Origin of the sequence: Pseudomonas sp. Colony2, from assembly GCF_019382755.1 — a bacterium.
Classification (GTDB): domain Bacteria; phylum Pseudomonadota; class Gammaproteobacteria; order Pseudomonadales; family Pseudomonadaceae; genus Aquipseudomonas.
The window spans coordinates 5257438-5270247 of record NZ_CP080030.1 but is presented as its reverse complement, the minus strand read 5'-3'; the positions used below and the strand labels follow the sequence as shown (position 1 = coordinate 5270247).

The window sequence follows — 12810 nt, the reverse complement described above, 5'->3', positions numbered from 1 at the left end:
ACCTTGTGGCGAGGGAGCTTGCTCCCGCTGGACTGCGAAGCAGGCCCAAGTCAGCCACTTCAGTACATCTGACAGACCGTGTCACCCAGGCTTGGGGCCGCTGCGCAGCCCAGCGGGAGCAAGCTCCCTCGCCACAGGTTAGGTATGGATCGTTCCCACGCTCTGCGTGGGAATGCATCCCGTGACGCTCCGCGTCAYCACTGCGCAAGACTTCAATGGACGCAGAGCGTCCGAGGCGGCATTCCCACGCAGAGCGTGGGAACGATCAACGTCCTACAGCTACTTCCAACCTTTCATCAAACCTTCATCAAACGGTTTTACTCCAGTCATGTGCAAGTCATAGGGCTGACACAGCCCGCGCCTACTGTCGTTTGAACTCAAACGCAGCCACGGATGGCTGTTCAACCAGACAGAGAAGCCCATGACTCCAGCTATCCATGTCGATCATCTGAACAAGACCTTTGCGAAGAAATCCGCGCTGGTCGACCTCGAACTCACCGTTGCCACCGGTGAGATGGTCGCGCTGATTGGCGCTTCCGGCTCCGGCAAGTCCACCTTGCTGCGCCACCTCGCGGGCCTGGCCTGTTGCGACAAGAGCAACGGCGGCAGCGTCAAGGTGCTGGGCCGGGAAGTGCAGGCCAGCGGGCGGTTGAATGGCAAGGTGCGGCGCCTGCGCGCCGACATCGGCTACATCTTCCAGCAGTTCAACCTGGTCAACCGCCTGAGCGTGCTCGACAACGTACTGCTCGGTTGCCTGGGCCGCATGCCGCGCTGGCGCGGCAACCTCGGTTTGTTCAATGCCGAGGAAAAACAGTTCGCCATGGAATCCCTGGCCCGCGTCGGCCTGGCAGACCTGGCCAGCCAGCGCGCCTCCACCTTGTCCGGCGGCCAGCAGCAACGCGTGGCAATCGCCCGCGCTTTGACGCAACGCGCCGAAGTGATCCTGGCGGATGAACCCATCGCCTCCCTGGACCCGGAGTCGGCGCGCAAGGTCATGGAGATCCTCGCCGACATCAATGGCCGCGACGGCAAGACCGTGGTGGTCACCCTGCACCAGGTCGATTACGCCATGCGTTATTGCCCGCGAGCCGTGGCGCTCAAGGGCGGGCGGATTCACTTCGATGGCCAGGCCAGCGAGCTGAGCAGCCAGTTCCTCAACGATTTGTACGGTGCCGATGTCGACACCAGCCTGATGTTTTCCGACCAGACCCGCACACCCGTCGTCCCCGCACGGTTGGCCCTGGCCCGCGCTTGAAACCTTACTAACGACCCACAGGAATCCTCTCCATGTTGAACCGTATCGGTCATGTGTTTCTGTCTGCCGTGCTGCTTGCCAGCGTGGCCATGGGCACTGCCCAGGCCGCCGACAAGGCGATCAATTTCGGCATCATGTCCACCGAGTCTTCGCAGAACCTCAAGAGCATCTGGCAGCCCTTCCTGGATGACATGCACAAGAAGACCGGCCTCACCATCAACGCCACCTTCGCTTCCGACTACGCCGGCCTGATCCAGGGCATGCGCTTCAACAAAGTCGACGTGGCCTGGCTGGGCAACAAGGCCGCGATGGAAGCGGTGGACCGTTCCAACGGCGAAATCTTCGCCCAGACCGCCGCCGCCAACGGGGCTGCCGGTTACTGGAGCGTGCTGATCGTGCGCAAGGACAGCCCGATCAACAACGTCGATGACATGCTCAAGAACGCCAAGAACCTGACCTTCGGCAACGGTGACCCGAACTCCACTTCGGGCTACCTGGTACCCGGCTACTACGTGTTCGCCAAGAACCACGTCGACGCCGCCACCGCCTTCAAGCGCACCCTCAACTCCAGCCATGAAGTCAACGCATTGAGCGTGGCCAAGGGGCAGTTGGACGTCGCCACCTTCAACACCGAAAGCTGGGACCGCCTGGAAGTCACCCAGCCGGACAAGGCCGCCATGCTCAAGGTGATCTGGAAGTCGCCGCTGATCCCGGCCGACCCGATGGTGTGGAGCAAGGCCCTGAGCGACAGCGAGAAGACCAAGATCCGCGACTTCTTCGCCAACTACGGTGACACCGACGAAGAGAAGGCCGTGCTGAAGAACATGCAACTGGGCAAGTTCCTCAAGTCCAGCGACGACCAGTTGTTGCCGATCCGCCAACTGGAACTGTTCAAGCAGCGCACCACCATCAGCGCCGACGACAAGCTGGAAGCGGCTGACAAGGCCAGGAAGCTCGCCGACATCGACGCCGACCTGGCCAAGCTGCAAGAGCGCATCACCGAACTGGACAAGAAGACCGCAGCCAACGGCTAACCCCCTGTAGGAATCGGGTTCATGTGGGAGCGGGCTTGCTCGCGAATACGGTGTGTCATTCAACGCATCCGGCGACTGAGTCACCGCATTCGCGAGCAAGCCCGCTCCCACATTAAGCCCAGTTCCAACCCTACACCGAGAGTGACCCATGACTATCTTGCATGCTGAAGCAGTGGGCAAAAGGACTTGGCCGCAATACCTGGGCTGGGGCCTGTTCCTGATCCTGCTGGCCTGGGCCTGGCACGGCGCCGAGATGAACCCGCTGGCGCTGTACCGCGATTCCGGAAACATGGCGACCTTCGCCGCCGACTTCTTCCCGCCGGACTTCCACGAATGGCGCTCCTACCTCAAGGAGATGATCGTCACCGTGCAAATCGCCCTCTGGGGCACGGTGCTGGCGATCGTCTGCTCGGTGCCCCTGGGCATCCTGTGCGCCGACAACATCACCCCATGGTGGATTCACCAGCCGCTGCGCCGGGTGATGGACGCCTTCCGTTCGATCAACGAAATGGTGTTCGCGATGTTGTTCGTGGTCGCCGTCGGCCTCGGTCCTTTTGCCGGTGTCCTGGCCTTGTGGATCAGCACCACCGGGGTCCTCGCCAAGCTGTTTGCCGAAGCCGTCGAAGCCATCGACCCGGGCCCCGTTGAAGGTGTGCGAGCCACCGGTGCCAGTGCCTTGCAGGAAGTGATCTACGGCGTGATCCCGCAAGTGATGCCGCTGTGGGTGTCCTACGCGCTCTACCGCTTCGAGGCCAACGTGCGTTCGGCGACGGTGGTGGGGATGGTCGGTGCCGGCGGGATCGGCGTGATCCTCTGGGAGAACATCCGCGCGTTCCAGTTCGTGCAGACCTGCGCGGTGCTGCTGGTGATCATCGTGGTGGTGAGCTGTATCGACGTGCTGTCCCAACGCCTGCGCAAGCAGTTCATCTGACGTCGGAGGGGTGCCCCAGGGCGCTTTTTTTTAAGCATGCAGTTGTCTAGACAAGATGAGCCGGTGTACCGCGAACTCGCTGACATCCTGCGCCGCGAACTGAGCAGCTACCAGGCCGGTGAATTCCTGCCGGGCGAGGTGCAACTGGCTGAACGCTTCGGCGTCAACCGCCACACCCTGCGCCGCGCCATCGACGAGCTGGTGTTCGAAGGCAGCCTGTTGCGCCGCCAGGGCAAGGGCACCCAGGTGCTGGACCGCCCGCTGATTTACCCGATGGGCGCCGAGACCTCCTACAGCCAGTCCTTGTCGGCCCAAGGCGTGGGCGTGGAAGCGATGCTGCTCAAGCGCCGCTACTGCTTTGCCAGCCGCGAAGAGGCCCAGCAACTGGGCATCGCCGAGATGGCGCCGATGATCGAGCTGCAAACCCTGCGCAAGCTCGACCACCAGCCGGTCAGCCTGATCCGCCACCGTTACTGCGCCAGCCATGCGCCGCTGCTGGCGGACTACAACGGCGGCTCGCTGCGCCACTACCTGCGTGAGCGCGACATGCCGTTGACCCGTACCCAAAGCCTGATCGGCGCGCGTTTGCCCAACCGCGACGAAGCCGCACTGCTGATGATGCCCCGGCACTTGCCGGCGCTCACCGTATTCACCCTTTCCCGCGATCGCGACGGCCGCCCGGTGGAGCTGGCGCAGTCCACCAGCCGTTCGGATCGCTTCCAGTACCAAGTGGTGACCTGATGGAGACCCCGATGAACCTGTCCCCGCGTCAACACTGGATCGGCGTGCTCGCCCGCGCCTTTCGCAGTGAATTGCTGCCCCATGAAGACGCCCTGCGCGACGTGGATTACCAACTGATCCGCGCCCCGGAAATCGGCATGACCCTGGTGCGTGGCCGCATGGGCGGCAATGGCGCGCCGTTCAACCTCGGCGAAATGAGCGTGACCCGCTGCGTGGTGCTCCTGGCAGACGGGCGCACCGGCTACAGCTACCTGGCCGGGCGCGACAAGGTCCACGCCGAACTGGCGGCCCTGGCGGATGCGCATTTGCAGGGTGCACACCCGAGCCCCTGGCTCAGCGACCTGATCGGCGCACTGGCCAACGCCCAGGCCGAGCGCCGGGCGCAAAAAGAGGCCGACACCGCCGCGACCAAGGTCGAGTTCTTCACCCTGGTTCGAGGAGAAAACTGATGAATGCCCAACGCTTGCAACCGGCCTTTGTAGACCCGGTGCTGGACGCCCAGCGCGGTTTTCGCGGGGCCCTCAAGGCCCTCGCCGAGCCCGGCCTGATCCAGTCCTTGCCCGCGGCCCCCAGCCTTGAAGGCCTGGCGCCCGCTACCTATGCGCTGTGCCTGGCGCTGCTGGATATGGACACACCGCTCTGGCTGGCGCCGTGCTTCGACACGCCGCTGATCCGCGCCAACCTGGCCTTCCACTGCGGCTGCCCGCTGACCGCCAACCGGGAAGAGGCCGCGTTCGCCTTGCTCGGTGAACAGGACTTGCTCGACCTCAGCGGCTTCGACCACGGCAATGACCGCTACCCGGATCAGTCCTGCACCTTGCTGGTCCAGTTGACCGACCTGGAAGCCGGTCGCGCCTTGAACTGGCGCGGTCCGGGGATCAAGACCCAGCGTCAGGTCAACCTGCCGGTGCCTCAAGCATTCTGGCTGGAACGTCAACGCCGCGAGACGTTTCCCCGTGGCCTGGACGTGTTGTTCGCCGCCGGCCATCACCTGATCGGCCTGCCACGCAGCACCCGAATTGCACAGGAGCATGCCTGATGTACGTAGCCGTCAAGGGTGGCGAACAGGCCATCGACAATGCCCACCGCCTGCTGGCGAAAAAACGCCGGGGTGATACTTCCATTGCGGAATTGAGCGTGGAGCAGATCCGCGAGCAACTGCCGCTGGCGGTCGCGCGAGTGATGAGCGAAGGCTCGCTGTACGACACGGAGTTGGCTGCACTGGCGATCAAGCAAGCGGCGGGGGATCTGGTGGAAGCGATCTTCCTGCTGCGGGCCTACCGCACCACGTTGCCGCGCTTCAGCCCGAGCCTGCCGATCGATACCGTGCAGATGTCACTGAGCCGGCGTTTGTCGGCGACTTTCAAGGACGTGCCGGGCGGGCAACTGCTGGGCCCGACCTTCGATTACACCCACCGCCTGCTGGACTTTGCGCTGCTGGCCGAAGGTGAATACCCGGGCCCGCAAACCACGCCGGATGCCACTCTGGAAGCGTGCCCTCGGGTACTCGGCCTGCTGGCCAAGGAAGGGCTGATCAAGAACGAATCCGACGACACCGGCAGCGTCGCCGACATCACCCGCGACCCGCTGGAATACCCGGCCAACCGCGCCCAGCGCCTGCAAGCCCTGGCCCGTGGCGATGAAGGTTTCCTGCTGGCACTGGGTTACTCGACCCAGCGCGGCTACGGTCGCAACCACCCGTTTGCCGGTGAGATTCGCATCGGCGACGTCGAGGTGTGGATCGACCCGGAAGAGCTGGGTTTCCCGGTCTGCCTGGGCAGCATCGAAGTCACCGAGTGCGAGATGGTCAACCAATTCGTCGGCTCGGCCACCGAGCTGGCGCAGTTCACCCGGGGCTACGGCCTGGCATTCGGGCATGCCGAACGCAAGGCGATGGGCATGGCCCTGGTGGACCGCTCGCTGCGGGCCAATGAGTTCAACGAAGAGATCGTCTCGCCGGCCCAGCAGGAAGAATTCGTGCTGTCCCACTGCGACAACGTCGAGGCGGCGGGCTTCGTTTCCCACCTCAAATTGCCTCACTACGTGGACTTCCAGTCCGAGCTGGAACTGATCCGCAAACTGCGCCAACCGGCCGAGGGCACCCGCCATGAATGACCTGACTCAAGCGGCTGCGCGTGACCCGGCGTACAACTTCGCCTACCTCGACGAGCAGACCAAACGCATGATCCGCCGCGCCTTGCTCAAGGCCGTGGCGATCCCCGGTTACCAGGTGCCGTTCGGTGGCCGCGAGATGCCGCTGCCTTACGGTTGGGGCACCGGCGGCATGCAACTGACCGCCGCGATCCTGGGAGCTGACGACGTGCTCAAGGTAATCGACCAGGGCGCCGACGACACCACCAACGCCGTGTCGATCCGCCGCTTCTTCGCCCGTACGGCGGGCGTCGCCACCACCGAAAGTACCCCGGACGCCACGGTGATCCAGACCCGCCACCGCATCCCGGAAACCCCGTTGCAGGCCGACCAGATCATGGTCTACCAGGTGCCGATCCCGGAGCCGCTGCGTTTTATCGAACCGTCGGAAACCGAGACCCGCACCATGCACGCCCTGAATGACTACGGGGTGATGCACGTAAAGCTCTACGAGGACATCGCCACCTTCGGCCATATCGCCACCAGCTACGCCTACCCGGTGATGGTGGATGAGCGCTACGTGATGGACCCCTCGCCAATCCCGAAATTCGACAACCCGAAACTCGACATGAGCCCGGCGCTGATGCTGTTCGGTGCCGGTCGCGAAAAGCGCCTGTACGCGGTGCCGCCGTACACCCAGGTCACCAGCCTCGACTTTGAAGACCATCCGTTCGAAGTGCAGAAGTGGGAACACACCTGCGCGATCTGCGGCAGCCATGAATCGTTCCTCGATGAGCTGATTCTCGACGACGCCGGTACCCAGAGTTTTGTGTGTTCCGACACCTGGTACTGCGCCCAACGGGTCAAGGAGAACAACCAGTGAGCCAGCCTCTTTTGCAAGTGCGTGACCTGTCGTTGTTGTACGGGGAAGAGAAGGGCTGCCAGGACGTCAGCTTCGATTTGTACCCCGGTGAAGTGTTGGGGATTGTTGGTGAGTCGGGCTCAGGCAAGTCCACCTTGCTCTCGCTGCTCAGCGGGCGTCTGCCACCGCAGGCCGGCCACATCGGCTATCGCGGCAAGGACGGTGAATGGCTGGATCTGTACAGCGCCAGCGAAGCCGAACGCCGCACCTTGCTGCGCACCGAATGGGGCTTTGTCGAGCAAAACCCACGAGACGGTTTGCGCATGGGGGTCTCTGCCGGCGCCAATATCGGCGAGCGCCTGATGGCCCAGGGCGTGCGCAACTATGAGCAACTGCGTGGCGCCGGCCTCGACTGGCTGGGCCAGGTGGAAATCGACCCGCAGCGTATCGACGACTTGCCCCGGACCTTCTCCGGCGGCATGCAACAACGCCTGCAAATCGCCCGCAACCTGGTCTCCAGCCCGCGCCTTGTGTTTATGGACGAACCCACCGGCGGCCTGGACGTGTCGGTACAGGCGCGCTTGCTCGACCTGCTGCGCGGCCTCGTTCGCGAGCTGGATCTGGCGGTGGTGATCGTCACCCACGACCTCGCCGTGGCGCGCCTGCTGGCCGACCGCCTGATGGTGATGCGCCGTTCCCGCGTGGTGGAAACCGGGCTGACGGACCAGATCCTCGACGATCCACAGCACCCTTACTCTCAACTGCTGGTGTCTTCGGTATTGCAGCCATGATGAATGCCTTGATCGAGGTCCGTGACCTCTCGAAAACCTTCACCTTGCACCAGCAGAACGGCGTGGTGCTGAACGTGCTGCGCGGGGTGGAGTTCAGCGTGAAAGGCGGTGAGTGCCTGGTGCTGCATGGCCAGTCCGGCGCCGGTAAAAGCACGTTGCTGCGCACCCTGTACGGTAACTATCTGCCGGCGGGCGGCAGCATCCGGGTACAGCACCTTGGCGAATGGCTGGAGCTGGTTGGTGCCGAGCCGCGTGAGGTGTTGCAGGTGCGCCAGCAGACCCTGGGCTACGTCAGCCAGTTTCTGCGGGTGATCCCGCGGGTGGCCTGCCTGGATGTGGTGATGGAGCCCGCCCTGGCCCGTGGCTGGTCGAAGGCCAATGCACAGTCGCGCGCCGAGCATCTGCTGACCCGCCTGAATATCCCGCAACGCCTGTGGCAGCTGGCACCCGGTACGTTCTCCGGCGGCGAGCAACAGCGGGTCAACATCGCCCGCGGCTTCATGGTGGATTGGCCGGTGATGCTGCTGGACGAACCCACCGCGTCCCTCGACGACAGCAACCGCCAGGTGGTGCTGGAACTGATGAACGAAGCCAAGGCTGCCGGCGCGGCCTTGATCGGCATCTTCCACGACCGCGCCGCCCGTGAAGCGGTCGCCGACCGCCATTTCGACATGACCCCAGCGCCTGTTGCCCAAGAGGAATACGCCCATGCCCGCTGAACAGATCCTCAGTAATGCCCGGCTGGTGACGGCTGACCGTATGTTCCTTGGCAGCATCGTGCTGCGTGACGGGCTGATCGTCGACATCGCCGAAGGCCGCAGCCAACTGCCCCAGGCCCAGGACCTTGACGGGGATTTCCTGTTGCCGGGCCTGGTGGAACTGCACACCGACAACCTGGAAAAACACATGACCCCGCGCCCCGGCGTGGACTGGCCGTCGACCTCGGCGGTGCTCAGCCATGATGCGCAGATCATCGCGGCCGGCATCACCACGGTGTTCGACGCGGTGTCCATCGGCGACGTGAACCCCAAGGGCAACCGCATGCAGAAACTGCCGGCGATGCTCAATGCCATCGCGGCAGCAGAAAGCGCCGGCCTGACCCGCGCCGAACACCACCTGCACCTGCGCTGCGAGCTGTGCCACCCCGACACCCTGAGCGTGTTCCGCGACCTGGTGGAAAACCCGTTGGTGCAGTTGGTGTCAGTGATGGACCACTCGCCGGGCCAGCGCCAGTTCGTGCTTGAATCCAAGTACCGTGAGTACTACATGGGCAAGTACCACCTGAACGACGAGACCATGGACGCGTTCATCAAGCTGCAAATGGCCAACTCCAGGGAGTACAGCGACCGCTACCGCGCCGCGATCGTCGAGCATTGCCTGGAACGCGGCCTGTCGGTGGCCAGCCATGACGATGCGACGTTGGCGCATGTGGAGGAGTCGGCGCGCTATGGCATGACCATCGCCGAATTCCCCACCACCCTGGAAGCGGCGCGTGGCTGCCGGCAACTGAACATGAAAGTTCTGATGGGCGCGCCGAACGTGGTGCGTGGCGGGTCCCACTCGGGTAATGTGGCCGCCGCCGGCCTGGCCGCCGAAGGATTGCTGGATATACTTTCCAGTGACTACTACCCGGCCAGCCTGTTGCAGGCGGCGTTCGTGCTGGCCAATCAACAGGACGGCGGCGACCTTTCTCGGGCGGTCAGGATGATCAGCCTGGCGCCCGCGCACGCGGCGGGCCTGAGTGATCGCGGCGAAATCGCTATCGGTCTGCGGGCCGACCTGGTGCAAGCCAGGAGCCGCGACGGACTGCCAGTGGTCCAACAAGTGTGGCGACAAGCGAAGAGGGTGTTTTGATGGCAGGCAGGTTGATCTATCTCATCGGACCATCGGGTTCGGGCAAGGACAGCCTGCTGGATGCCGCACGACCGCGTCTGGCCGAGCGTGGCTGCCGCATTGTGCGGCGGGTCATCACCCGCTCGGCGGAAGCGGTGGGCGAAGCGGCGCAGGGTGTGAGCCCGGAGCAGTTTGCCGCAATGGAGGCCGAGGGCGCATTTGCCCTCAGCTGGCACGCCAACGGGTTGTCCTATGGCATCCCGCGGGAAATCGATGAGTGGCTGGCGGCGGGGCACGATGTGCTGGTCAACGGCTCCCGCGGTCACCTGGCGCAAACCCGGCTGCGTTACCCGAACCTGCTGGTGGTGCTGCTGACGGTAGACCAAGGGGTGTTGCGCCAGCGCTTGTTGGCGCGGGGTCGCGAATCCCTGGCGGATATTGATCTGCGCCTGGCGCGCAATGCGCGATTCGCCGAGGGTTTGAGCGCTGCTGCAGATGTGTTCCTGCTCGACAATTCCGGCCACCTGGAACACACGGTCGAGCGCTTGCTGGGCTGCCTCGACGGGCAACCCGCATGCGCCTGACACTGCTGGGCACCGGCGATGCGCGGCAAGTCCCGGTGTATGGCTGCGAGTGCGCCGCCTGTGGCCTGGCCCGCCATGACCAGAGCCTGCGCCGCCGCCCATGCAGCGCATTGATCGAGTGTGGCGACCAGCGCTGGTTGATCGACAGCGGGTTGCCCGACCTCACCGAGCGCTTCCCGCCGCGCAGCTTCAACGGGATTCTCCAGACCCATTACCATGCCGATCATGCCCAGGGTCTGCTGCATCTGCGCTGGGGCCAGGGGCTGGTGATTCCGGTGCATGGGCCGGTGGATCCGGAAGGGTTGTCCGACCTGTACAAGCACCCCGGCATCCTCGATTTCAGCCAGCCGTTTGCCGAGTTTGAAACCCGCCGGTTGGGTGAACTGAGCGTCACCGCGTTACCGCTGCTGCATTCCAAGCCCACCCTGGGGTATCTGCTGGAAGGTGAAGGGCGGCGCATTGCCTACCTTACCGACACCGTCGGCCTGCCACCCGCCACCCGCGATTGGCTGCAACGCGAGCCGCTGGATGTGCTGGTACTCGATTGCTCCATGCCGCCGCAACCGCAGGCACCGCGCAATCACAATGACCTGACGCTGGCGTTGCAATGTATTGAAGAGGTGGGTGCGCAGTTGGGGGTGCTGACCCATGTGGGGCATACGCTGGATGCGTGGTTGTTGCAGCATCGGCGAGAGTTGCCGCGGCATGTGACGGTGGGCTGGGATGGGCGGGTGATTTAGCGTGGGAAGTTATGTCAAGCGGTGAGGTCCTGATCGCCGGTGGATTTGGATGAAAAGTTTGAGTGGATGTATCTTTGTTGATGCCGGTTTGGAGTATTCATATTGGCGGCATTGTGTAGATTTTGGTTTTTTTTCTGATAAACCAAGGCGCTGCCGCAACGGCTGGTGTGTGTTCAGTTGTTGAAATTGCAAGTAATTTATTGAGTTTCTTAGCGGGTGTTTCATCGCTTTTAAGTGTTTCGATGAGAACTAAATAAGCGCTGTCCCGTGCTTTCCATGCATGGGAGCTTAATGGCTGATGCCGATTGTTCCGGCTCGTCTATTAATTAATAAAGAGTGCTCTTTCTCATGAACGTTTTTGACGCGATCTCCATCAGGCCCATGCTTCAAAACTTGCCGGAGTCTGACCCCGGTCCGACTGGCTTCGGCGCGAAAGCCAAGCCGACCTACACCACGGATCAGGCCGGCAAGCAGATCTCGCGGGACAACCTGCGGTTTCACGATCGTAACGGCGACATGAAAGTTGATCTGTCCTACACCGTCGACCCCAGTTTCACCGCGCAGCAGCAACAACGCGTTCGTCAAGCGGTGCAGTCCTGGCAGGATGTTGCCAACATTAATCTCAAGGAGCAGGCAGATGGGGCAGACGGCACGGTAAACATTAAAAACAACCCTCGCGGTGACCGTGGTGTTGCCACATCACCTACACGCTCCAACACCAGCACGACCGCGACGATAGGCACGCTGAAAGCAGGGAGCAGACCTGGCCTGGGCAGCCACTTTTCGGTGACCGCGGTACATGAAATCGGGCACGCCATCGGCCTGCAGCATCCAGGCAACTACAATGGTGGCGGCTCTGCCTACAACAGTGGCGCGGTCTATGCCGGGGATACCAAGGCGCGCAGCGTCATGAGCTACTGGTCGGAGAAAAACCAGGCCGGCCACGACTTTCAGTCTTCGAATCCATCCGCGCCAATGATGGACGACATCGCGGCAGCGCAGCGGTTGTATGGGGCCAATCACCAAACCCGCAATACCGACACCACGTATGGTTTCAACTCCAACACCGAGCGGGAGGCGATGACGCTCAAGAGCGCCACGGACAAACCCGTTTTTTGCGTATGGGACGGCGGCGGTGACGATACGTTGGACTTTTCAGGGTTCTCACAGAACCAGAAGATCAACCTCAATGCCGAGTCGTTCTCTGACGTGGGCGGCTTGAAGGGCAATGTCTCGATTGCCAAGGGGTGCACAATTGAAAACGCAACAGGTGGGGCCGGTCGCGACACCCTGATCGGTAACGAGGCGGGCAATCGACTCAAAGGTGGAGCAGGGGCTGATACGTTGCGCGGTGGCGGCGGAGCGGACATGTTTATCTACGACAAGGCCAGTGATTCCACGCCCCAGGATCCTGACTTGATCGAGGACTTTACCAGCGGTACCGACAAGATCGACCTGTCGGGCGCATTGAAAGAAGCCGGCGTGGGCACCCTGGTGTTCACGGACCGATTCACGGGGCGCGCTGGCGAGGCCTTGCTCAAGTACGACGCCGCCACGGGCCGGTCAAGCCTTGAAGTTGACCTGAACGGCAGTGGCAAAGCCGAGTTGTTGATCAACAGTGTTGGCCAGATCAAGTCGACGGATGTGCAGTGGGCGGGGGCGACGCCTGGGTTCAAGCCGGTGCCATTACCCATGCCAAATGTAGTACCGTCCCCGGCGCCGCCCCCTGCGCCTGATTCGAAAACGACCACACTTGCAGTGTTGAACGAGATGATCGCCAAGACATTGTCGACGTTGCTGCAGCTATTGAAAGGTCTGCTTCAACAGCCGGGCGCCCCTGGGTAACCGCCAGAGTGAAGGCAGAGTCTGGCCCTGTTTCCAGTGCCTGGCTCTCAGCCATCAGCACCACGTGGTGCAGCAGCCGGATGTGTAGCAGATTGTTTTCATG

14 protein-coding genes are annotated in these 12810 nt (G+C 62.9%); all 14 read left to right on the top strand.

The window, feature by feature from the left end; genetic code table 11:
- The first annotated feature begins 421 nt into the window (after nucleotides 1-421).
- Complete coding sequence (gene phnC / locus JV201_RS21005) at nucleotides 422-1255, top strand: phosphonate ABC transporter ATP-binding protein (RefSeq protein ID WP_003210623.1); 834 nt, start codon at nucleotides 422-424, stop codon at nucleotides 1253-1255.
- 32 nt (nucleotides 1256-1287) lie between these two features.
- Entirely contained in the window at nucleotides 1288-2289 is a 1002-nt protein-coding gene (phnD, locus tag JV201_RS21000) for a phosphonate ABC transporter substrate-binding protein (RefSeq protein ID WP_003210622.1), read from the top strand.
- 148 nt (nucleotides 2290-2437) lie between these two features.
- A complete protein-coding gene (gene phnE / locus JV201_RS20995; protein ID WP_219406005.1) occupies nucleotides 2438-3220 on the top strand; it encodes a phosphonate ABC transporter, permease protein PhnE in 783 nt (260 codons plus the stop codon).
- Nucleotides 3221-3256: 36 nt separating this feature from the next.
- Nucleotides 3257-3961 carry a phosphonate metabolism transcriptional regulator PhnF gene (gene phnF, locus JV201_RS20990; protein WP_023659262.1) on the top strand — a complete coding sequence of 235 codons (705 nt, stop codon included), beginning with the start codon at nucleotides 3257-3259 and terminating at the stop codon, nucleotides 3959-3961.
- Between the two features lie 11 nt (nucleotides 3962-3972).
- Nucleotides 3973-4410, top strand: a complete 438-nt coding sequence (gene phnG, locus JV201_RS20985) for a phosphonate C-P lyase system protein PhnG (RefSeq protein ID WP_219406004.1) — start codon at nucleotides 3973-3975, stop codon at nucleotides 4408-4410.
- The gene (gene phnH, locus JV201_RS20980; RefSeq protein WP_063028147.1) at nucleotides 4410-5000 is read left to right on the top strand and encodes a phosphonate C-P lyase system protein PhnH; all 591 of its coding nucleotides are present in this window, start codon (nucleotides 4410-4412) and stop codon (nucleotides 4998-5000) included. Before phnG ends, phnH begins: the two co-directional genes overlap by 1 nt.
- Nucleotides 5000-6076, top strand: coding sequence for a carbon-phosphorus lyase complex subunit PhnI (locus JV201_RS20975; RefSeq protein WP_003210616.1), 1077 nt, complete (start codon nucleotides 5000-5002; stop codon nucleotides 6074-6076). The genes phnH and JV201_RS20975 overlap by 1 nt, the downstream gene beginning before the upstream one ends.
- Nucleotides 6069-6935, top strand: coding sequence for an alpha-D-ribose 1-methylphosphonate 5-phosphate C-P-lyase PhnJ (locus JV201_RS20970; protein WP_219406003.1), 867 nt, complete (start codon nucleotides 6069-6071; stop codon nucleotides 6933-6935). Before JV201_RS20975 ends, JV201_RS20970 begins: the two co-directional genes overlap by 8 nt.
- Complete coding sequence (gene phnK, locus JV201_RS20965; RefSeq protein WP_085984643.1) at nucleotides 6896-7705, top strand: phosphonate C-P lyase system protein PhnK; 810 nt, start codon at nucleotides 6896-6898, stop codon at nucleotides 7703-7705. The genes JV201_RS20970 and phnK overlap by 40 nt, the downstream gene beginning before the upstream one ends.
- The gene (gene phnL / locus JV201_RS20960; RefSeq protein WP_008434762.1) at nucleotides 7705-8424 is read left to right on the top strand and encodes a phosphonate C-P lyase system protein PhnL; all 720 of its coding nucleotides are present in this window, start codon (nucleotides 7705-7707) and stop codon (nucleotides 8422-8424) included. The genes phnK and phnL overlap by 1 nt, the downstream gene beginning before the upstream one ends.
- Complete coding sequence (locus JV201_RS20955; protein WP_219406002.1) at nucleotides 8414-9559, top strand: alpha-D-ribose 1-methylphosphonate 5-triphosphate diphosphatase; 1146 nt, start codon at nucleotides 8414-8416, stop codon at nucleotides 9557-9559. The genes phnL and JV201_RS20955 overlap by 11 nt, the downstream gene beginning before the upstream one ends.
- Nucleotides 9559-10122: a phosphonate metabolism protein/1,5-bisphosphokinase (PRPP-forming) PhnN gene (gene phnN, locus JV201_RS20950; protein WP_219406001.1), complete on the top strand. Its 564-nt coding sequence runs from the start codon at nucleotides 9559-9561 to the stop codon at nucleotides 10120-10122. Before JV201_RS20955 ends, phnN begins: the two co-directional genes overlap by 1 nt.
- Nucleotides 10113-10862 carry a phosphonate metabolism protein PhnP gene (phnP, locus tag JV201_RS20945; RefSeq protein ID WP_003210610.1) on the top strand — a complete coding sequence of 250 codons (750 nt, stop codon included), beginning with the start codon at nucleotides 10113-10115 and terminating at the stop codon, nucleotides 10860-10862. The genes phnN and phnP overlap by 10 nt, the downstream gene beginning before the upstream one ends.
- Before the next feature lie 348 nt (nucleotides 10863-11210).
- On the top strand, nucleotides 11211-12707 hold the full coding sequence (locus tag JV201_RS20940) for a M10 family metallopeptidase C-terminal domain-containing protein (RefSeq protein WP_134327100.1): 1497 nt from the start codon (nucleotides 11211-11213) through the stop codon (nucleotides 12705-12707).
- Nucleotides 12708-12810 lie beyond the last annotated feature (103 nt).

What these genes read in the sequence shown, in the direction of transcription:
- phnG (WP_219406004.1), top strand. Translation starts at nt 3,973, where the DNA reads ATGAACCTGTCCCCGCGTCAACACTGGATCGGCGTGCTCGCCCGCGCC.
- phnN (WP_219406001.1), top strand. Translation starts at nt 9,559, where the DNA reads ATGGCAGGCAGGTTGATCTATCTCATCGGACCATCGGGTTCGGGCAAG.
- JV201_RS20970 (WP_219406003.1), top strand. Translation starts at nt 6,069, where the DNA reads ATGAATGACCTGACTCAAGCGGCTGCGCGTGACCCGGCGTACAACTTC.
- phnC (WP_003210623.1), top strand. Translation starts at nt 422, where the DNA reads ATGACTCCAGCTATCCATGTCGATCATCTGAACAAGACCTTTGCGAAG.
- phnH (WP_063028147.1), top strand. Translation starts at nt 4,410, where the DNA reads ATGAATGCCCAACGCTTGCAACCGGCCTTTGTAGACCCGGTGCTGGAC.
- phnE (WP_219406005.1), top strand. Translation starts at nt 2,438, where the DNA reads ATGACTATCTTGCATGCTGAAGCAGTGGGCAAAAGGACTTGGCCGCAA.
- JV201_RS20940 (WP_134327100.1), top strand. Translation starts at nt 11,211, where the DNA reads ATGAACGTTTTTGACGCGATCTCCATCAGGCCCATGCTTCAAAACTTG.
- JV201_RS20955 (WP_219406002.1), top strand. Translation starts at nt 8,414, where the DNA reads ATGCCCGCTGAACAGATCCTCAGTAATGCCCGGCTGGTGACGGCTGAC.
- phnD (WP_003210622.1), top strand. Translation starts at nt 1,288, where the DNA reads ATGTTGAACCGTATCGGTCATGTGTTTCTGTCTGCCGTGCTGCTTGCC.
- JV201_RS20975 (WP_003210616.1), top strand. Translation starts at nt 5,000, where the DNA reads ATGTACGTAGCCGTCAAGGGTGGCGAACAGGCCATCGACAATGCCCAC.
- phnF (WP_023659262.1), top strand. Translation starts at nt 3,257, where the DNA reads ATGCAGTTGTCTAGACAAGATGAGCCGGTGTACCGCGAACTCGCTGAC.
- phnP (WP_003210610.1), top strand. Translation starts at nt 10,113, where the DNA reads ATGCGCCTGACACTGCTGGGCACCGGCGATGCGCGGCAAGTCCCGGTG.
- phnL (WP_008434762.1), top strand. Translation starts at nt 7,705, where the DNA reads ATGAATGCCTTGATCGAGGTCCGTGACCTCTCGAAAACCTTCACCTTG.